Genomic DNA, 17,372 nt, shown 5'->3' with positions numbered 1-17,372 from the left:
ATGACGAGCACACTCACCCCGCCGGCCACGGCGACGCCCCCCGCGGGGAAGCGGCGCCCGGCGCCCCGACTCCCGCTGACCTTCCGCCAGCGCGCGAGCCGCTTCGACGTGAAGGCCTCGCCCTACCTCTACATCTCGCCGTTCTTCCTGCTCTTCGCGCTCACCGGAGCGTTCCCGCTGGTCTACACGCTCGTCGTGTCGCTCTACGACTGGCAGCTGCTGCAGGGCCAGGGCGACTTCGTCGGGTTCGCGAACTTCGCGGCCGTGCTCGGCGACCGCTTCTTCTGGAACTCGATCGTCAACACGCTGAGCATCTTCCTGCTCTCCACGATCCCGCAGCTCGCCGTCGCGCTGCTGCTCGCGGCCGCCCTCGACCAGGCGCTGCGGGCCAGCACCTTCTGGCGGATGAGCGTCCTGCTGCCGTACATCGTCTCGCCGGTCGCGGTCGCGCTGATCTTCTCGAGCGTCTTCAGCGACCAGGAGGGCCTGATCAACAATCTGATCGGCCTCGTGGGCATCAGCCCGATCGAGTGGACGAACGACCGCCTCGCCAGCCACGTCGCGATCGCGACGATGGTCAACTGGCGCTGGACCGGCTACAACGCCCTCATCCTCCTCGCCGCCATGCAGGCCGTGCCGCGCGAGCTGCACGAGTCGGCCGCGATCGACGGGGCGAACGCGTTCCGCCGCTTCCGCTCGATCACGATCCCCAGCATCCGGCCGACCCTGATCTTCGTGATCATCACCGCCACCATCGGCGGCCTGCAGATCTTCGCGGAGCCGCGCCTGTTCGACGTGTCGAACGCGGGCGGCATCGGCGGCTCGGACCGGCAGTTCCAGACCACCGTCCTCTACCTCTGGGAGATGGCGTTCTTCCGTCAGAACTTCGGCGAGGCGGCCGCGATCGCGTGGCTGCTGTTCCTCCTGATCGTGCTGATCGGCCTGCTGAACTTCGCGATCTCGCGGCGGATCGCCTCCGTCGAGAACCGCATCTCGCAGCGCTCGAAGCGGCGCTCCGCCCGCCCCGCGACCGCCGACGAGATCGCCGCCGCGGACCCCCTGCTCACCACCACCGGCCTCGGCCAGAACGAGAGCGAGCGATGACCGCCCCCGCCACCTCCGCCGCCTTCCCGGTGCGCCGCGTCCGCGCCTCCCGCGCCGGCCGCGTCGACCGGCCCGGCTTCCTCACCTACGGGCTGCTGAGCGCCTTCATCCTCGGCTCGACCTACCCGCTGTGGTGGTCGTTCGTCGTGGCGAGCGGCTCGAACGCGACCCGCAGCGAGACCCTGCCGCTCGTCCCGGGCGGCAACTTCCTCGCCAACGCCTCGCAGGTGCTGACGGCGATCCCGTTCTGGACGGCGCTGCTGAACAGCGTCATCGTCTCGGGGATCATCACGCTCTCGGTCGTGTCGTTCTCGACGCTCGCCGGCTACGCCTTCGCGAAGCTGCGGTTCCGCGGGCGCGACGGCCTGATGATCGGAGTCGTCGCGACCATGGCGATCCCGACGCAGCTGGGCATCATCCCGCTGTTCATCCTGATGCGGCAGCTCGGCTGGACCGGCTCGCTCGGCGCCGTGATCGTGCCGACGCTGGTCACCGCGTTCGGCGTGTTCTTCATGCGGCAGTACCTGGTCGACGTGATCCCGGACGAGCTGATCGAGGCGGCGCGCGTGGACGGAGCGAACCAGTTCCGGACGTTCCTCACCGTCGCCGTCCCGGCGGCGCGACCGGCGATGGCGATCCTCGGGCTCTTCACGTTCATGATGGCCTGGACCGACTTCCTCTGGCCGCTGATCGTCCTCAGCCCCACGAACCCGACCCTGCAGACCGCGCTCGCGCAGCTGCAGTCGGGCTACTACGTCGACTACTCGATCGTGCTGGCCGGCGCCGTGCTCTCGGTGATTCCGCTGCTGGTGCTGTTCCTGCTCGCCGGACGCCAGCTCATCGCGGGCATCATGAGCGGAGCGGTGAAGGGCTGACGCCCGGAGACTCCCGCGAGACCGGGTCGGGGGACATCGGACCGCGGGACGGGGGCCTCGGGCCCGGGGCCGTGGTGCTCCTGGTCCGGGGGTCGGGGGCTGCGGTGAGGGATCGGGCCGTGGACTGAGCGGTCGGCGGGTTCTCGGCTCGGCCGTTCGTCGTGCTCGGCTCATCCTGACCGCTGCCGCGCAGGATCCCGTCGATCATGCCCCGTCCGGCCCTCCTGGCCCGGCCTCCCGCCGCCTAGGCTGGCGCGGAGGAGGCGACATGGAGCCGAAGGACCCGCGCGACGAGGACCCCTCGAGCGGGCCCGCGCAGCCGCGTCCGGGGGACGGGCCGACGCCGTCCGAGCAGGCGCTGCGCGCCATCCGCGATGTCGCGAACGGGGCGGACCCGACGAGCGAGGCGTTCCGGCTGTCGAACGACTTCACCGACCGGCAGGCCGAACGGCTCCGGAGACTCCTCGCGCGCTTCCGTCGCGGGCGCTGACCGTCACGGGGGCGGCCTGCCGCCGGCGGCGGGCGATCGATCGCTGCGCGCCGGTCGTGTCGGCCATCGCCGAGGCGGTGCCCCCGACCGCCCGGCGCCACCCCGAACGGCCTCGATCCGCGCCCTCGCACGCCGCGGACTCACTCCGCCGGCCCGCTCCGCCGCCCCGCATCACCCCCGAATGGCCGCGATCCGCGCCCCTTCGCGCCGAGGACGCCGTCCACGAGCCCGCTCCTCCGGCGCTCGGCTAGCCTCGGAGGCACCCGCGAGGAAGGCCCGCATGACCCACGACACCGCCTCGGCCGCCCCGACCCTCGAAGCCGTCGCCGCGCTGGCCGGAGTCTCCCGCGCGACGGTCAGCCGGGTCGTCAACGACTCCCCGCGCGTGAAGGACGGCGCCCGGACGGCCGTGCTCGCCGCGATCGAGCAGCTCGGCTACGTGCCCAACCGCGCCGCGCGCTCCCTCGCCAGCCGCCGCACGCAGACCGTCGCGCTCGTGGTGCCGGAGTCGGCGGCGAAGGTGTTCGCGGATCCGTTCCTCGCCTCGGTCGTGCAGGGCGCCGCGATGGCCTTCGCCGGCACCGAGTACACGCTCACCATCGTGATCGCGTCCGAGGCGGCTCCCGAGAAGACGCGGCGCTACCTGCTCGGCGGCAACGTCGACGGCGCGCTCGTCGTCTCGCACCACAGCGGCGACCACTCCTACGCGCAGCTCGGCGCCTCCCTCCCTGTGGTCTTCGGCGGGCGGCCGCTGACGGAGGAGGGCGGCAGCTTCTTCGTCGACGTCGACAACACCGGAGCGGCGCGCACGGTCACCGAGCACCTCCTGGGCCTCGGCCGCACGGCCCCCGCGATGATCGCGAGCCGCCAGGACATGCCCGCCGCGATCGACCGCCTGTCCGGCTGGCGCTCGGCCGTCACCGCCGCGGGGCTCGACGACTCGCTCGTCGAGTACGGCGACTACTCGCCCGAGGACGGCGCGACCGCGATGCGCCGCCTGCTCGACTCCGGGCGGCCTATCGACGCGGTCTTCGCCTCCAACGACCAGATGGCGGCGGGCGCCCTGACGGCGCTGCGCGAGCGCGGCCTCACGGTGCCGGGCGACATCGCGCTCGCGGGCTTCGACGGCGACTACTTCGCCGAGGCGAGCGAGCCGCGCCTCACCACGGTGCGCCAGCCCTCCACGGGCCTCGGCGAGGCGATGGCGGACGTGCTGGTGCGACTCCTGGCGGGCGAGGAGGTGCAGCGCGTGACGCTGCTGCCGACCGAGCTGCTGGTGCGCGGCTCCACGGTCGCGGGCGCGTGACCCTGCGCCGCCCTGCGCGGATCCGCTCGCTGAGTCGCCCGGATCGGCTCCCCGCTGCGGTGTGTCGCGAGCCGATCCGGGCGACTCAGCGCGGGACGGGCTCGTCGGGGATCTCGAGCAGGTGGAAGGGGCCCCGGGGGAGCGGGCCTGTGCTCCACAGCGCGACGACGGCCCAGCCGAGGTCGGCGTGCGCGACGGCGCCCTCGGGCAGGGTCCGGGTGAAGAGCGCGTAGTCGATCCCGTCGAGGGGGAGGGGGCTCACGTCCCACGCGGGCCGGTCGGCGGCCAGCTCCTGAGCCCGCGCCTCCGCCGCCACCATCGCCGCTCGCGTCCGGTCCCCGGGCAGGCCGGCGGGGATCACCGAGAGGAGGAGCGAGCCGATCGCGAGCGCGGCCGTCGCGACCGGGTCGGTGACCACTCCGTGCACCGAGCCGCGCGGCCCGAGGCGGACACCGGTCAGCCGCAGCGTCCGGACCGAGTACGAGCCGCCGTCCCGCTCGGCGCGGACCGCGAGGTCGTCGACGGGCCCGTCGTCCGCCCGCCCGCTCCCGTCGACGGACCACGGATCGGAGACGGGGACCAGCGCGCGCACGCCCTCATCCGACTCCCTGCGGTGCCGCCGGTCAAGAGGCGCAGCTGGAATGCGGCCCCGGCAGGCCGGCCGGTCGGTGGGGACGCGTCAGGCGCGGAGCGCTCGCAGGACCCGCTCGACGTGCCCCTCGATCCACGCGCCGGTGAAGAGGCCGCTCCGGAGGAGCCATCGGTGGAGGATCGGGCCGAGCAGGAGCTCCGCCGCGCCGGAGGGGTCGGCCGCTCCTCCACTCGCGAGACGCGCGGCGATCGCGCTCAGCTGGGGCTCGAGCAGCAGGGTGCGGTACTGCGCGGCGAGCTCGGTGTCGGTCTGGATCGCAGCGGTCACCGCGCGCAGGAGCGGCTCGGCCACTGGGTCGCTCAGCTCGGCGGCAGTGCCGGTGACCAGGAGGAGCAGGTCGGCGCGCAGATCTCCGGAGTCCGGGACGGCGATCACCCCGTCAGGAGTCAGGCTCCGCGCGAGGAGCGCGTCGAAGAGGATCGCACCGGTGGAGGGCCAGCTGCGGTAGAGGGTCTGCTTCCCGACTCCGGCGCGGGCGGCGACGCCCTCCATCGTCAGGCGCGGAAGCCCCTCGGTCCCGACGAGGTCGAGCACGGCGGCGTGCACGCGCTGCCGGGTCCTGCTGGTGGCCATTCTCCGATCCTACCGCGAAACGAGACGGAGCGTCTTGTTCGGAGTAGCGTGCAGGCATGACCACTCGACAGACCTGGCTGATCACCGGAGCCTCCCGCGGGCTGGGGCGTGCGCTCGTCCTCGCGGCGCTCGCCGAAGGCCACTGCGTCCTCGCCGCCGTCCGGGGCGCGCACTCCCTGCCCGAGCACGAGCGGCTGCAGGTCCACCGGATCGACGTCGCGGACTCCTCCGCAGCCGCGGGCGCCGTCGCCGCGGCCACGGCGATCGAGGGGCGCCTCGACGTCCTCGTCGACAACGCGGGCTACGGGCTCATCGGCACGGCGGAGGAGGTGGGCGAGGACGAGGTGAGGGAGCTGCTGGACGTCGACCTGCTCGGTCCGCTCTGGCTCTGCCGGGCCGCGCTGCCTGTGATGCGGCGGCAGGGGGCCGGGCACATCGTGCAGATCTCGACCGTCGGCGCGGTGGGGACGATGCCGACGCTCGGGGTCTACAACGCGGCGAAGTGGGGCCTCGAGGGCTGGACGGAGGCGATGGCCGCAGAGGTCGCCCCCTTCGGCGTCCGCGTGACGCTCGTGCAGCCCGGGGAGATCGCCACCGACTGGGCCGGCGGCAGCATGCGGTTCGCGGCGCCGATGCCGGAGTACGACGACCTGCGGCGGGAGCTCTTCGGAGCGGCCGAGGTCCCCTGGCCGACCGACGGTCCGCAGGGAGGCACGCCTCCGGCCGAGGTGGCGGCGGAGATCCTCGCGCACGTCGCTGATCGGAGCGACGCCCGGTTCCGTCTGCTCGTGGGCGACGACGCTCCCGGTCAGGTGCGCGCCGCGCTCGAGAAGCGCCTCGCGGACTACGCCCTCGACCCGCGCTGGGCTGCGTCCGCGCTCTGAGGGACCGCCGCTGAGGTGCCCGGATCGGCTGGCAGTTCCGGCGTGTCGCGAGCAGATCCGGGCAACTCAGTGCGGAGGAGGCGCGGAAGTGCTGAGACGTGGAGGCCCGCAGGCGCTGCTCAGAACTCCTCGTAGTTGTAGGGCTCCGGGTCCTCGTCGATCACGGGGCGCGCGATCGTGGCGCGGTTGCTCTTGATGCGGGAGCGGATGTCCTCGACGGCGGCCTCGACGGCGCCGGTGGTCGACTCCTCGTCCTTGATGGAGACCTCGACGGGGACGGCGACGAGCTCGCTGCTCGCGTCGAGGGTCATCTTCGCCTCGATGAGCTCGCCGTCCTCGGTGAACGCCGGGACCGTGACCGCTTCGGAGTGCTCCTGGCGGTCGATCGCGGTCACCAGGTCGAGGAGGGCCTCGGTCACTGCATCGGTCGTCACGAAGCTCTTGGAGGCGTAGGTCAGCTGCTGCATGCCTCCACTCTCCCGAACGGGAGCGCCCCTCGCGCGGGGTTGCGCCTCGTCGGCCCAGCCCGTAGCGGAGGGGCAGCACGACCGGCGCGGGCGCGAGGAGTCAACCCTCTAGGCCGCGATCCGCGCGTCCGCTTCCCTGAAGGCGGGGCCTCGGGAGGAGGCGCGGGGGTCTCGGGATCCCGGGGCCCCGGCACTCGATCGGGAGGGGACCGGATGCGGCGGAGCGGCCGGGGACTCCGCGGCGACCGGGCGTTCCAGGGCGCCTTCCTGATCGGAGTCGGCCTCATGGCGGCCGTCGACGAGATCGTCTTCCACCAGATCCTCGCCTGGCACCACTTCTACGACCGCTCCACCCCGGCGATCGGCCTGCTCTCGGACGGGCTGCTGCACGCGGCCGAGCTCCTCGCGCTCGTCGGCGGCGGCTTCCTGCTCGCCGACGCCCGGCGCCGATCCGCTCTGCGTCCGCGCACGGCGTGGGCCGCGGGGCTCACGGGGGCGGGACTGTTCCAGCTGTGGGACGGAGTCGTCGACCACAAGCTGCTCCGCGTGCACCAGGTCCGCTACGACGTCGACCTGCTCCTCTACGACTCCGCCTGGATCGCCTCGGGAGCGGTGCTGCTGGCGGCGGGGCTGCTCCTCCTGCCGCGGCGACGGCGCACGACGGCGTGACCCCGCACGCCGACCACTCCCTGCTCGACCCGGGCCTGCTGCTCCTGGTCCCGCTGGCCGCAGCGGCGGCGCTCGGAGGGGGTGCGGCGGCACTCGAGCGGCGGCGCGGACGGCCGTGGCCGCTGTACCGCACCGCCCTGCTCCTCGGCGGGCTCGCGACCGCGGCGCTCTGCTTCGCGGGTCCGCTCGCGGAGTGGTCGCACGCGGACCCGCGCGGGGCGATGCTGACGCACCTGGTCCTCGGGATGCTCGCGCCGCTCCTCCTGGTGCTCTCGGCCCCCGTCACCCTGGCCCTGCGGGCGCTCGACGTCACCGCGGCCCGACGGCTCTCGCGGCTGCTCCGGAGCCGCCCGGCCCGTCTCCTCGCCCACCCGGTGACGGCGCTCCTGCTCTCGACGGGCTCCCTCTGGCTCGTGCACGCGACCGGGCTGCTCGCCGCCGCACACGCGGATCCGCTGCTGCACCTCGCACTCGGCGTGCACTTCCTGCTCAGCGGCTGCCTGATGACGGCGGCGCTCGCCGGAGTCGATCCGAACCCGCACCGCGCCCCGTTCGGCCTGCGCCTGGGGTGCTCGGAGCGGGCATCGCCGCGCACGGGCTGCTCGCGAACGTGCTCTACGCGGAGGCTCCGGACGAGACCGGACGCCAGGCGGCGCTCCTGCTGTTCTACGGAGGCGACCTGCTCGAGACGGCGCTCGCCGTGGTCGTCTGCGCCCGGCGCTACGCGGCGACGGCGCCCCGGCAACCCCCTCCGCCGAGCGCGCCCTGCTCCCTACGCTCGGACGCATGCTCCTCATCTTCGGGACCCGAGCCGTCGAGGACCTCCTCCGGACGCTCGTCTTCGTCTGCCGCGTCTGCGGGCAGCGCGACGAGCAGCGGATCCTCCGCCGCCGGACGCGCCTCTCGCTCTTCTTCGTCCCCGTCCTGACCGTCTCGACCCGCTACCTGCTCGAGTGCTCGCACTGCCGCACAGTGTCCCCGATCAGCAAGGAGGAGGCGCAGGGCTCCGTCCGCTGGGCCGGCAACTCCGACCAGTGACCGCCCCGAGCGGGAGGCTCCCGCGGTGCGCTCAGCGCACCGGAGCCGGCACCGCCGCGGGACGCGCGGCGACCGCGGCCGCGCGCCGCGTCGCCCAGTTGTTGAGCAGCAGCGCCGTCACGACGATGGCCGCGCCGAGCAGGGCGACGGGCCCCGGCCGGTAGCCGCCCGCCATGCTGATCGCGAAGGTCGTGACCGGGACGAGGTTCTGGAAGAGCGTGCCGTTGAGGGCGCCGAGCAGCTTGATGCCGGCGTTCCACAGCAGCACGGCGACGACGCCGGCCAGGAGGATCAGGTAGGCCAGCTGCGGCCAGGCCGCGAGCACCTCGGCCCCGGTCGGCGGGTGCGCGGAGCCGGTGGCCGTCGCCACGGCGACCGCGACGGCGATCGAGGGGCAGCCGAGCGCGGTGGTGAGCGTCGAGTACCGCAGCGCCGACCAGCCGGGGAACGCCGCTGCTCCACGCGTGTAGACGACCCAGCAGATCGCGCCGAGCAGGGCGAGCAGCTCGCCGAACCCCAGCTCGCCGTCGAGGAGGAGGGCGACGTCGCCGCGGGTGACGACGAGCGCGACTCCGGCGAGCGCGAGCAGGATGCAGCCGACGGTGGCGGCCGGCGGCAGGCGACGCGCGCCGATGCTCGCGAGCACCGCGCCGATCGCGGGCATCATCCCCATCATCAGGCTGACGTTCGGGGCCGAGGTGAACCGCAGAGCCGTGAAGGCGAGCAGGCCGAAGCCGGCGAATCCGGAGGCGCCGAGCAGCGCCAGCCGCCACCCGCGGCCGTCGAGCCGGAAGGCGCGGAGCCCCTCCGCCCGGGCGAGCAGCAGGGCGAGGACGACCGCGGCGGCCGTGTAGCGGATGAGGGTCATGAAGAAGGAGTCGACCGTCGCCGCGATGCTGTCCGCGACCGGGAGCATGCCGCCCCAGAGGATCGGCGGGATCAGGCAGAAGAGCAGACCTCGCGACCGCATGGCGCCCCTGACCCGTCGGGTGCGGCCGCCCCGGGCGGGGGCCGTCGCTCGATGGTGGACCCCGGCGGCTCGGCGCACAAGAGCGCCGCCGACCCCCGAACGGCCCGCCGCGGGGCCGAGCGGACAGGGGTGCGCCGGGTGTGGAGGAGGCTCGGCGAGCCGACGGATCAGCTACGACGAAGACGAAGAAGCCGCAAGGACCTTGCGTGGCCCCTTTAGGGTGACAAAATTTGCTTGCTTCCATCATCTCCGTGCCCCTAGGTTGATCGCAGCACCCCCCGATGCTGTCCTCTGTCAGGCCCTGCTCCGATCCCCCCGTCGGACGCCGTTCCTCACTCGGGTCGCGCCCACCCCGGCGACGACCTCCGTTCCGCGCGGGCGCTCATCAGCGCACATCGGCCCCCGGCCGCGGAGAGGAACAGTCATGACCACACAGCCCGGCCACGGCGCGGACGAGCCGACGGCTCCCCGTCGCCGGGCGACCTGGGAGGCGCACGACGAGACGGCCTCGCGCCCGCTCTCGGGACGCCGTGCCGCCCGCTCCGGGCGCGAACGGGTCTCCGCTCCGCGCCGCCTCGCGTCCGCGACGCCTGCCGGAGCGGTGACGGTTCCCGCCGCCCCGACCGCGGTGCTGGAGCGTCCGGCCGCCCCGTCCGCGGTGGTCGAGCGACCGGTCGTGCCGACCGCTGTCCTGGAGCATCGGGCCGCGATGGTCGAGGGTCCGGCCGCGCCGACCGCCGTGGTCGAGCGTCCGTCCGCCGTGACCGCGCTCCTGGAGCGTCCGTCCGCCGTGACCGCGCTCCTGGAGCGTCCGTCCGCCGCGACCGCGCTCCTGGAGCGTCCGCCGGCCCCCGCCGCGGTCCTCGAGCGCACCCTGCTCCCCGCCGTCGACGCCGACCGGCTCCCTCCGGCATCCACTCCGATCCGCGGCACGCGCCCCCGCAGCGGCCGCCGCGCCTCGTCGCGCATCGGCGACCTGGTCGCCGCCCTCCCCGCCCACAACGAGGAGGCCGGGATCGCCGCGGCGATCGAGGGCCTGCGCCGGCAGACCTGGCCGCCGGACCGGATCGTCGTCATCGCCGACAACTGCACCGACGCCACGGTCGAGATCGCTCTCGCGCACGGCGCCGAGGTCTTCGTCACCGTCGGGAACAGCCACAAGAAGGCGGGCGGCCTCAACCAGTTCCTCGCCGAGGTCCTCCCGGGGCTGCAGGACGACGACCTGGTTCTCGTGCAGGACGCCGACTCCGCGCTCGACCCCGGGTTCCTCGAGATCGCCCGCGGCAGGCTGCACGGCGGCATCGGCGCGGTCGGAGGAGTGTTCCGCGGCGGCGAGGGCGGCGGCTTCGTCGGCCACCTCCAGCGCAACGAGTACGCGCGCTACGCCCGCGACGTGCGCCGGCTGAACGGGAAGTGCCTCGTCGTCACGGGCACCGCGGCCGTGCTCCAGGTCGCCGTGATGCGCCGCATCAGCGCGGCCCGCCTGGCCGGCTCCCTCCCCTCCGGAGACGGCATCGGCGGCATCTACGACACCACGGTCCTCACCGAGGACAACGAGCTCACGTTCGCGATCCGCCACCTCGGCTACGACGTGCTGAGCCCCGCCGGCTGCACCCTCGTCACCGAGGTCATGCCGACCTGGGGAGACCTCTGGCGTCAGCGCCTGCGCTGGAAGCGCGGAGCGGTCGAGAACTGCGTGCAGTACGGCTTCACGCGGGTCACGGCTCCCTACTGGGGGCGCCAGCTGCTCACGATGCTCGGCTGCATCATCACGTACGTCTACCTGGCCACGATCGTCTACGCGGTCGGCTGGGGCGAGCTGAGCCTCCAGCCGTTCTGGCTGGCCGTCACCGCGATCTTCGTCGTCGAGCGGATCGTGACGGTCCGCGACCGCGGCTGGCGGTACATGCTCGCCGCCGCGTCGATGTACGAGCTCGTCGTCGACCTGTTCCTGCAGGTCGTCCACACCAAGGCCTACCTGGATGCGCCGACACGCCGTCGGCGCGACTGGTGAAACAGAGAGAGAGACATGTACAACCACATCGGAACAGCCGCCGGAGCCGGAGTCGGTGCCGGAACGCTCGCCATGACCGGGTTCGACTCGGTCTGGCTCGCCCTCGCGGCCTTCGCCCTCATCGCTGCGGGGACCGCCGTCCTGCGCATCGCTCCTCGCCGCAAGCGCGAGGTCTGAGACACGGTGGCGGGCGGGGGACAGCCCGCGCCCGTCACCGTCCCACGACCGCCGTCGCCGCGGAGGTCCGGCTCGCGGTGGTGTACCCGGTCTTCGTCCCGGTGACGGTCAGCGTGATCCGCTTCCCCGCCTGAGCCTTCGTGAGCGTGAACCGCGGCGACGTCGCTCCCGCGATGGCCGCGCCGTCCGCCTTCCACCGGTAGGTGAGGTTGACGGGGGTCGGCGTCCACGGACCCGGGGCTGCCGTGAGCACCGCTCCGACCCGGGCCGTGCCCGTGACGGTCGGCGTCGCGGCGCCGAGGGTGCCGGCGGCGACCGGTGCGGTCGGCTGCGAGGTCGTCGGGCCGGAGCCGTCGGCGGCGCTCACCGTCACGGTCACCCGCTTGCCGACCGCGGAGGAGGGGACCACGAGATCCGGACCCGTCACTCCCGCGATGTCGACGCCTCCCGCCGCCCAGCGGTGCACGAGCGGTCCCGTCCGGCCGGCGGAGGAGGACAGGGTCGCGCCCACCGCGGCGGTCCCGACGACGACCGGAGCCGGCGCCGCGTCGGACCGGTAGACCGCGACGTGGTCGACGAGCATCGTCCCGCCGGAGCTCTTCGGAGCGGCTGCACTGTCGCACCCGCACACGCCGTTCGGCAGCCCGCCCCCGATGGCGAGGTTCAGGATCAGCAGCACGTCGTTCGGGACCGCGGCCTGCCACGCGGCCGTCCCCACCTCCGACTCCCGCACCACGTGCCGGGTGACGCCGTCGACGAGGAACTCCACGCGCTCGTCGCCGGGCACGGTCCGGTCGAGCAGGGCGGAGTAGCGGTGGAACCCCGTCACGCAGGACGCGCAGTCCAGCATCCCGCTCGTCCGGCCGGCGGGCTCGTCGCAGGGGCCGCCGTCCGGCACTCCGCAGTGCAGCGTCTGGATCACCTGGGCGGTGCCGTTGACGGCCTCGAGCATGTCGAACTCGCCGGTCGCGGGCCAGTCGATGACGGCGTTCGCGTCCCGCCCGAGAGCCCAGAAGGCGGGCCAGTAGCCGGTGGCCTGCGCGACGTCCGGCAGCTGGATCGAGGCGGTCATCAGCAGTCGGCCGCCCGCCGGCGCCGAGAACGACTTGTCGGCGGTGACGATCCGCCCGGACGTCCATGCTCCGGCGGAGTCGCGGAGGGCGCGGATGCCCAGAGCGCCGCCGCCCGTGAGGAAGACGTTCGCCGTCGACGCGGTCGTGCGGTCGACCGCCCCGGTGCCCCAGGTGCCGACCTCGTGCTCCCACTGGCTCCCGACCGGCGCGCCAGCCGGCCCGGTGAAGTCGTCGCGCAGGAGCGTGGTCCAGCCCGGGGCGTCGGCGGGCGCCGCCGTGACGGCCTGGCCGGCGGACGAGGCGGTCGGAGTCGCGGACGCCGGTGCGAGGGCGGCGACCGCCTGCGGGGGTGTCGCCGCGAGCACTCCGAGGCACAGGGCCGCGAGGGCGAGGGCGAGTCGCGGCCGGTCGAGGAGTCGTGAAGGCATGGCGAGTCCTCTGCGTCGAAGGGGCGCGCAGCTGCACGCGCCTCGACGCTAGTGAGGAGTGCTCGCTCTCCCTCCACCCTCCAGGCGGGGTGATCCCCGGGACGAAAGCTCATGACCGGGCTCAGCGGGGCCGGGTCTAGGGTGCTGGCAGAGGGGCGGCCGCCGTCGCCTCCGATCGCCCGTTCGAAGGAGAACACCATGCACCGTCGTCTCACGGCCACGCTCGCCGCGATCGCCCTCGCCCTCGGAGGGGCCGTCGCCGTCGCGACCCCCGCCTCCGCCGGGCAGCTCGTCTACCAGAACGGCGGCCCGGGCAACTGCTACGAGGTCCGCTCGCAGCGCGACTCCCTGGGTCGCGCGCAGGTCACGGTGTGGTGGCACTGCGACCAGGCGAGCAACGTCAAGGTCATCTGGAAGAACGGTCCGGACAGCGGCTGCAACAAGATGAGCGTCATCAACCGCAAGTTCAGCGACAGCTCGGGCGTCGCGTCCCGCTTCGACCGCCTCGTCTCCTGCTGACCCGGGCTGCCCCTGATCCCTTCCGCGAGACGCCGCTCCGCTACGCGGCACGCCGCACGCGGCGTACCCGAGCGGCTTCCCGCGGGAGGGGACGGCGGCGGCACCGCTCAGTGCTCGGCGCGCCCCGAGTCCTCGATGAGGCGCACCTTCACGTTCACGGCGAGCGGCCCCGAGACCGACGGGTCGGCGGCGAGCAGCGCGTGCATCCGCTCGCCCACGAGGCGGAGCGTCTCGGGGGCCGGCAGTGCGGCGGACGCGGCGATGTGCGCGCTCACCGTGGTGAACCCCTCCGACCGGTCGATGTCGACCAGCACGTCGGGCTGCCGCAGGTCCAGCTTCACGGCGAGCGCGTCGGCCGCGGCCTCGACGATCGGCTGGGCGGGGTAGACCCCCGCGACTCCTTCGATGTCGCGGATCTCGGCGGTCAGCCGCTGCGAGAGCTCGGTGTCGTCGGTCATTCCCGCTCCTCCCGGTGGGGGTACACGTCGTCGACGGTCACGTCGATCGCGCCGACGGTCAGCTCGGTGTGGCGCTCCAGGGCGTAGCGGATGCGCTCGCGCAGGCGGTCGGCGGCCACGGCGACCGGCAGGCCGAACTCGAGGGCGCAGGTCACGTCGATCCGCACCACCGCGCCGGGAGCCGAGACGTCGCCGTCGAGGGTGCAGCGGCCCATGATGACGCCGCCCATCGTGTCGCCGGCGCGGCGGATCATCCCGCGCACGGCCGCCTCCGTGAGCGCCAGGCGGAGGGTCGGGTCGGGGTGGCGGACGGGGATGTCGCGGCCGGAGCGCACCTCGGAGCGGATCGCGTCGAGCAGGCCGGCGATCCAGACCTCGTCGCGGTCGGGCTCGCGGTCGGCCTCCTGGCGCAACGCCCGTGCCGAGAGCTCGGTGAGGCGGGTGAGGTTCGCGAGAGCGAGCCGGCACGCGGCGGAGTTCTCGATCGAGGGGTCGCGCGGCTCGCGGCCGCGGTCGAGGTACTCGCCCAGCTCCTCGAGCGTGTGGCCGTCGAGGTCGTCCTCGGGCACGGCGGCGTCGTCGGTCATCGCCATGCCTCCAATTCGTGGAGCAGGAATCGACGGGCCCGGGCGAGGAGACCGCGGACCGTCGAGACGGGGAGTTCGAGAGCGTCGGCGATCTCCTGGTAGCTGTAGCCGGCGGTCTCGCGGAGTAGCCAACAGCGTCGCTGATCAGCAGGCAATCGGTCCAGCGCTTCCCAGACCGCGTCCAGCTGGAGTCGTGCCTCGACGATGCGCTCGGGGGAGTGCTCGGGCGGCGCGGGCGGATCCCAGTCGTCGATGTCGTCGTGGCGGCGGCGGACGCGGATCCGGTCGATCGCCTTGTGGGTGACGATGCGCATCAGCCAGTTGCGGATGTGCGCCGGGCTGTCGAGATCGGCCAGACGCCGCCAGCCGGTGAGGAACGCCTCCTGCACCACGTCCTCGGACTCCGCCTCGGAGCCGAGGAGCTTCGCGGCGTAGACGCGCATGAGCGCGCCGTGGCGGCGGGCGAGCTGCTCGAACGCCTGCACGTCGCCGTCGACGGCGCGCGCGGCGAGGGTCGCGTCGGACGCGTTCAGGAGGGGGTCGTCGTCGATGAGCGCCTCCTCCGCGGTCCCGCGCGCGGTGTCCCCGCGCGCCGATGCCCTCAGTGTGGAGCGCCGTCCGGCATGACTACCAGCCTTGACAACGGGCCGCCGAATCCGCTGGCCGGATTGCGAGTGCCGCCGATGGGGGACGTCTCGAGACGGGATTCGTGACATTCCGGCTCCTCGACACGTCTTGATTCCGTACCCCTCGTGCGTCCCCCCGAGCGCACGGACCCCGAACCCGGAAGAAGTCCCCCATGCACTGCTCCCTCCGCCGCCGCCCCGGGCGGACGTCATGAGCGAGTCGACCTTCACCCTCGGCAGCCCGTTCGCGGGCGACGAGCGGGCCGACCGGCGCTACGAAGCCTCCGGCGACGATCCGTCCGCCGCGTCCGCCGTCTACTCCGAGGCGTACGGCGGAGGCGAGTTCCGCGTCGCTCCGTCGCAGCGCGGCTTCTCCTACCGCTACGCCGTCCGCGGCAGCGACCGGGTGACCCTGCGCACCTCCGACTGCTCCGGCGCCCTCACCGGCCAGGTCCCCCACCTGAAGGAGTACGTCGTCGGCTGGTTCCGCGCCGGCGGCGGACGCCTGAACCTGCCGCCGTTCACCCGGACCGGCGCGCTGTCGGCCCCGTTCCTGTTCCCCGCGGAGCGCCAGTTCGGGCTCGAGTTCGAGCCGCACCGGCAGAACCTCATCCACTTCGCCCCCGGGTTCCTCGAGGACGTCGCGACCGAGACGCACGCCGGCCCCCGCCAGCCCGTCTCCTTCGACCACGCGGCGGACGCCGACCCCGGCGTCCTCGCCCGCTGGCGCGCCGCGGTGACGGAGGCGAGCGCCGCGCTCGCGACGGCCGCGATCACTCCGCTCGTGCGCTTCACCGCCGAGCTCGACCTCGCCCGCGTGCTGCTCCTGCTGTTCCCGTGGCGCGCGTGGGACGTGCCGGCCGTGCTGCGGCGCCCGTCCGCGTCCCGCACCCGGGTCGCGCTCGACTTCCTCCAGCACCACGCCCACGAGCCGATCACTCCGGCCGACGCCGCCCGCGCGGCAGGCCTGCACACCCGCACGCTGCAGCAGGCGACGAAGCGGCACCTCGGAGTGTCGCCGTCGGTCTACCTGCGCGACGTGCGGCTGGACCGCGCCCACTCCGACCTGGTCGCCGGCGACCCCTGCTCGACCACGGTCGCCGCGGTCGCCCGCGACTGGGGCTTCGGCAACCTCGGCCGCTTCGCGAGCGCGTACCAGGTGCGCTTCGACGAGAAGCCGAGCCACACGCTGCGCCGCTGACGCGCAGCCCCTGCGAGCCCGAGGGCCCGGACCGTCTCACGGCGGCGCCGGGCCTTCGTCGTCTCCGGGTGCCTCCCGAGGGACCGTCTCGGAAACCGGTTCCACGGCTAGCCGGGCGTTCGTGCCGCTCGGCCGACCGGCCGCGTCCGAGAAGGCCGCCGAGGTCATCGGCCTCCTCGTTTCGGATGCCGCCGCCTCGGTCCCGGGCGCGGAGATGGTGGCCGACGGCGGCACGGCCCGCACGGTCTGAGGCCGCCCAGCCGCTCCGGCCTCCTCGTGAGCGGTTGCTCATCGACGTCGCCAGATGAGGCGCCACACGAGAACGAGTCACCGAAGATCGCCTCACCTCTCCTCAGCACCAGACCCTCATCGCCGACGCCGGCCCTCGAGGGCGTACAGCCGGTCGATGCAGCGCCGTCCCCAGAACCGTGTTTGGTGGGTGGAGCCGTCGCGATAGCGACGGAAGCAGTGGTGGCGTTCTGCCGGGCAACGCTCGCCCACGACACCTGGATCGGCGAGCTCTACCCGTTCGCGGGCCAGTAGTGGCCTACAGGACGGTGGACCCTGCGAGCGTGCCCTGCATGAGCATCACAGGCGCTACGACCATCCGAGACGGTGATGGCGCGTTCACGATGCGCATCCTTCTCCCCACGGACGCGGGGGAGTACCCCATGTACGTCCACCGCACAGCGGAGAGCGCTCCCTGGGCCGTCACTTCGACGCGCTCACCCGCCTGGACCGTGCGCGCGGCGTGGGCCCGGCGATGATCAGCCACACCATGTTCGACCTCCTCGCACTGGCCTCCTCGGAGGATCAGATGAAGGCGAAGGGCTTCGTGGAACGCTCCGGCATGGTCATCTGCGGCGGCCTCCCCGGCGCGGAGATGCCGCTGCTGACCTCGGCCGTGCCGATGTCGATCGCGGAACAGGGGATGCTCACCTCCTGGCAGGACCCGCCCGCCTGGGACCCCGTGTCAGGGCACGAGTCCGAGCCTCCCGGCCGCGGCCGCTTCCTGATCAAGGTCGGCGGACGTCCCGGGATCCCGGTGCGCGTCGAGCTGACCGCGGCGGAGAAGGAGGTCAACGACACCAACAAGCTCTGGCACGCGACCTCCCGCGCCGGCCGCGCAGCGGAGCCGCTGCCCACCGATCCCGTGAACGTCGAGATCCTGCCGTAGGCGTTCTCGTCGCCCTCGGCGCGAGCTGCGTCGCGGCCAGCGCCGGCGGCGCCGCGATCGTCAGCGCGATCCGCGCCCGCCGGC

20 protein-coding genes and 2 pseudogenes are annotated in these 17,372 nt (G+C 73.6%); 14 read left to right on the top strand and 8 right to left on the bottom strand.

The window, feature by feature from the left end:
* From C5C39_RS02435 to C5C39_RS02420, 4 genes are all read left to right on the top strand, one after another.
* On the top strand, positions 1-1,104 hold the full coding sequence (locus C5C39_RS02435; protein ID WP_104225835.1) for a carbohydrate ABC transporter permease: 1,104 nt from the start codon (positions 1-3) through the stop codon (positions 1,102-1,104).
* The gene (locus C5C39_RS02430) at positions 1,101-1,979 is read left to right on the top strand and encodes a carbohydrate ABC transporter permease (protein WP_104223961.1); all 879 of its coding nucleotides are present in this window, start codon (positions 1,101-1,103) and stop codon (positions 1,977-1,979) included. The genes C5C39_RS02435 and C5C39_RS02430 overlap by 4 nt, the downstream gene beginning before the upstream one ends.
* Positions 1,980-2,247: 268 nt before the next feature.
* Positions 2,248-2,469 carry a hypothetical protein gene (locus C5C39_RS02425; protein ID WP_104223962.1) on the top strand — a complete coding sequence of 74 codons (222 nt, stop codon included), beginning with the start codon at positions 2,248-2,250 and terminating at the stop codon, positions 2,467-2,469.
* A gap of 280 nt (positions 2,470-2,749) precedes the next feature.
* On the top strand, positions 2,750-3,775 hold the full coding sequence (locus C5C39_RS02420) for a LacI family DNA-binding transcriptional regulator (protein ID WP_104352589.1): 1,026 nt from the start codon (positions 2,750-2,752) through the stop codon (positions 3,773-3,775).
* An 85-nt stretch (positions 3,776-3,860) separates the two neighbouring features.
* Here C5C39_RS02420 and C5C39_RS02415 read toward each other — a convergent pair whose 3' ends face one another.
* Together C5C39_RS02415 and C5C39_RS02410 are read right to left on the bottom strand one after the other, a co-directional pair.
* On the bottom strand, positions 3,861-4,367 hold the full coding sequence (locus C5C39_RS02415; protein ID WP_104352588.1) for a hypothetical protein: 507 nt from the start codon (positions 4,365-4,367) through the stop codon (positions 3,861-3,863).
* Between the two features lie 87 nt (positions 4,368-4,454).
* Positions 4,455-5,000, bottom strand: a complete 546-nt coding sequence (locus C5C39_RS02410; protein ID WP_104352587.1) for a TetR/AcrR family transcriptional regulator — start codon at positions 4,998-5,000, stop codon at positions 4,455-4,457.
* 56 nt (positions 5,001-5,056) lie between these two features.
* Between C5C39_RS02410 and C5C39_RS02405 the strand changes: the two genes are divergently transcribed.
* Complete coding sequence (locus C5C39_RS02405) at positions 5,057-5,884, top strand: SDR family NAD(P)-dependent oxidoreductase (protein ID WP_258075752.1); 828 nt, start codon at positions 5,057-5,059, stop codon at positions 5,882-5,884.
* Positions 5,885-6,003: 119 nt separating this feature from the next.
* On the opposite strand, the gene C5C39_RS02400 is transcribed toward C5C39_RS02405, so the two are convergent.
* The gene (locus tag C5C39_RS02400; RefSeq protein ID WP_104223965.1) at positions 6,004-6,351 is read right to left on the bottom strand and encodes a hypothetical protein; all 348 of its coding nucleotides are present in this window, start codon (positions 6,349-6,351) and stop codon (positions 6,004-6,006) included.
* Between the two features lie 213 nt (positions 6,352-6,564).
* Here C5C39_RS02400 and C5C39_RS02395 point away from each other — a divergent pair, with 213 nt between their 5' ends.
* The 3 genes and pseudogenes from C5C39_RS02395 to C5C39_RS02385 all read left to right on the top strand — a co-directional run bounded on the left by C5C39_RS02395 (position 6,565) and on the right by C5C39_RS02385 (position 8,058).
* On the top strand, positions 6,565-7,020 hold the full coding sequence (locus tag C5C39_RS02395; RefSeq protein ID WP_104352586.1) for a DUF2243 domain-containing protein: 456 nt from the start codon (positions 6,565-6,567) through the stop codon (positions 7,018-7,020).
* Positions 7,017-7,529, top strand: a pseudogene (locus tag C5C39_RS17960) (cytochrome c oxidase assembly protein); the annotation flags it as partial. The gene C5C39_RS02395 and the pseudogene C5C39_RS17960, both read left to right, overlap by 4 nt.
* A 277-nt stretch (positions 7,530-7,806) precedes the next feature.
* Entirely contained in the window at positions 7,807-8,058 is a 252-nt protein-coding gene (locus C5C39_RS02385; protein ID WP_104225838.1) for a zinc-ribbon domain-containing protein, read from the top strand.
* A gap of 31 nt (positions 8,059-8,089) precedes the next feature.
* Here C5C39_RS02385 and C5C39_RS02380 read toward each other — a convergent pair whose 3' ends face one another.
* Complete coding sequence (locus C5C39_RS02380) at positions 8,090-9,028, bottom strand: DMT family transporter (RefSeq protein ID WP_104257493.1); 939 nt, start codon at positions 9,026-9,028, stop codon at positions 8,090-8,092.
* A gap of 424 nt (positions 9,029-9,452) precedes the next feature.
* Here C5C39_RS02380 and C5C39_RS02375 point away from each other — a divergent pair, with 424 nt between their 5' ends.
* The gene (locus C5C39_RS02375) at positions 9,453-11,042 is read left to right on the top strand and encodes a glycosyltransferase family 2 protein (protein ID WP_258075751.1); all 1,590 of its coding nucleotides are present in this window, start codon (positions 9,453-9,455) and stop codon (positions 11,040-11,042) included.
* A 15-nt stretch (positions 11,043-11,057) separates the two neighbouring features.
* Positions 11,058-11,219: a hypothetical protein gene (locus C5C39_RS17370; RefSeq protein WP_167305255.1), complete on the top strand. Its 162-nt coding sequence runs from the start codon at positions 11,058-11,060 to the stop codon at positions 11,217-11,219.
* 34 nt (positions 11,220-11,253) lie between these two features.
* Here the strand turns inward: C5C39_RS17370 and C5C39_RS02370 are convergent, their stop codons facing one another.
* A complete protein-coding gene (locus C5C39_RS02370) occupies positions 11,254-12,720 on the bottom strand; it encodes a family 16 glycosylhydrolase (RefSeq protein ID WP_104319693.1) in 1,467 nt (488 codons plus the stop codon).
* 198 nt (positions 12,721-12,918) lie between these two features.
* Here C5C39_RS02370 and C5C39_RS02365 point away from each other — a divergent pair, with 198 nt between their 5' ends.
* Positions 12,919-13,239, top strand: coding sequence for a hypothetical protein (locus C5C39_RS02365; RefSeq protein ID WP_104352585.1), 321 nt, complete (start codon positions 12,919-12,921; stop codon positions 13,237-13,239).
* A gap of 107 nt (positions 13,240-13,346) precedes the next feature.
* On the opposite strand, the gene C5C39_RS02360 is transcribed toward C5C39_RS02365, so the two are convergent.
* Genes C5C39_RS02360 through C5C39_RS02350 form a run of 3 tightly spaced genes read right to left on the bottom strand, consistent with a single transcriptional unit; the run spans position 13,347 to position 14,769 of the window.
* Positions 13,347-13,697, bottom strand: coding sequence for a hypothetical protein (locus C5C39_RS02360; protein WP_104223972.1), 351 nt, complete (start codon positions 13,695-13,697; stop codon positions 13,347-13,349).
* Positions 13,694-14,284: an Asp23/Gls24 family envelope stress response protein gene (locus C5C39_RS02355; protein ID WP_146076902.1), complete on the bottom strand. Its 591-nt coding sequence runs from the start codon at positions 14,282-14,284 to the stop codon at positions 13,694-13,696. Before C5C39_RS02355 ends, C5C39_RS02360 begins: the two co-directional genes overlap by 4 nt.
* A complete protein-coding gene (locus tag C5C39_RS02350) occupies positions 14,281-14,769 on the bottom strand; it encodes an RNA polymerase sigma factor (RefSeq protein WP_244248147.1) in 489 nt (162 codons plus the stop codon). The genes C5C39_RS02355 and C5C39_RS02350 overlap by 4 nt, the downstream gene beginning before the upstream one ends.
* A 352-nt stretch (positions 14,770-15,121) precedes the next feature.
* On the opposite strand from C5C39_RS02350, the gene C5C39_RS02345 reads away from it, so the two are divergent.
* From C5C39_RS02345 to C5C39_RS02335, 3 genes and pseudogenes are all read left to right on the top strand, one after another.
* Positions 15,122-16,111: a helix-turn-helix transcriptional regulator gene (locus tag C5C39_RS02345; RefSeq protein ID WP_104352584.1), complete on the top strand. Its 990-nt coding sequence runs from the start codon at positions 15,122-15,124 to the stop codon at positions 16,109-16,111.
* A gap of 121 nt (positions 16,112-16,232) precedes the next feature.
* Positions 16,233-16,361, top strand: coding sequence for a hypothetical protein (locus tag C5C39_RS17795; protein WP_258063571.1), 129 nt, complete (start codon positions 16,233-16,235; stop codon positions 16,359-16,361).
* A gap of 468 nt (positions 16,362-16,829) precedes the next feature.
* Positions 16,830-17,288 (top strand): annotated as a pseudogene (locus C5C39_RS02335) (ATP/GTP-binding protein); the annotation flags it as partial.
* Between the last annotated feature and the right edge of the window lie 84 nt (positions 17,289-17,372).

This window comes from Rathayibacter sp. AY1F3, assembly GCF_002931975.1.
GTDB lineage: Bacteria > Actinomycetota > Actinomycetes > Actinomycetales > Microbacteriaceae > Rathayibacter.
Note: the sequence above shows the minus strand (reverse complement) of the source record. Positions and strands in the feature narration are given on the sequence as shown.

What these genes read in the sequence shown, in the direction of transcription:
- C5C39_RS02435 (WP_104225835.1), top strand. Translation starts at nt 1, where the DNA reads ATGACGAGCACACTCACCCCGCCGGCCACGGCGACGCCCCCCGCGGGG.
- C5C39_RS02430 (WP_104223961.1), top strand. Translation starts at nt 1,101, where the DNA reads ATGACCGCCCCCGCCACCTCCGCCGCCTTCCCGGTGCGCCGCGTCCGC.
- C5C39_RS02425 (WP_104223962.1), top strand. Translation starts at nt 2,248, where the DNA reads ATGGAGCCGAAGGACCCGCGCGACGAGGACCCCTCGAGCGGGCCCGCG.
- C5C39_RS02420 (WP_104352589.1), top strand. Translation starts at nt 2,750, where the DNA reads ATGACCCACGACACCGCCTCGGCCGCCCCGACCCTCGAAGCCGTCGCC.
- C5C39_RS02410 (WP_104352587.1), bottom strand. Translation starts at nt 5,000, where the DNA reads ATGGCCACCAGCAGGACCCGGCAGCGCGTGCACGCCGCCGTGCTCGAC.
- C5C39_RS02405 (WP_258075752.1), top strand. Translation starts at nt 5,057, where the DNA reads ATGACCACTCGACAGACCTGGCTGATCACCGGAGCCTCCCGCGGGCTG.
- C5C39_RS02400 (WP_104223965.1), bottom strand. Translation starts at nt 6,351, where the DNA reads ATGCAGCAGCTGACCTACGCCTCCAAGAGCTTCGTGACGACCGATGCA.
- C5C39_RS02395 (WP_104352586.1), top strand. Translation starts at nt 6,565, where the DNA reads ATGCGGCGGAGCGGCCGGGGACTCCGCGGCGACCGGGCGTTCCAGGGC.
- C5C39_RS02385 (WP_104225838.1), top strand. Translation starts at nt 7,807, where the DNA reads ATGCTCCTCATCTTCGGGACCCGAGCCGTCGAGGACCTCCTCCGGACG.
- C5C39_RS02380 (WP_104257493.1), bottom strand. Translation starts at nt 9,028, where the DNA reads ATGCGGTCGCGAGGTCTGCTCTTCTGCCTGATCCCGCCGATCCTCTGG.
- C5C39_RS02375 (WP_258075751.1), top strand. Translation starts at nt 9,453, where the DNA reads ATGACCACACAGCCCGGCCACGGCGCGGACGAGCCGACGGCTCCCCGT.
- C5C39_RS17370 (WP_167305255.1), top strand. Translation starts at nt 11,058, where the DNA reads ATGTACAACCACATCGGAACAGCCGCCGGAGCCGGAGTCGGTGCCGGA.
- C5C39_RS02370 (WP_104319693.1), bottom strand. Translation starts at nt 12,720, where the DNA reads ATGCCTTCACGACTCCTCGACCGGCCGCGACTCGCCCTCGCCCTCGCG.
- C5C39_RS02365 (WP_104352585.1), top strand. Translation starts at nt 12,919, where the DNA reads ATGCACCGTCGTCTCACGGCCACGCTCGCCGCGATCGCCCTCGCCCTC.
- C5C39_RS02360 (WP_104223972.1), bottom strand. Translation starts at nt 13,697, where the DNA reads ATGACCGACGACACCGAGCTCTCGCAGCGGCTGACCGCCGAGATCCGC.
- C5C39_RS02355 (WP_146076902.1), bottom strand. Translation starts at nt 14,284, where the DNA reads ATGACCGACGACGCCGCCGTGCCCGAGGACGACCTCGACGGCCACACG.
- C5C39_RS02345 (WP_104352584.1), top strand. Translation starts at nt 15,122, where the DNA reads ATGAGCGAGTCGACCTTCACCCTCGGCAGCCCGTTCGCGGGCGACGAG.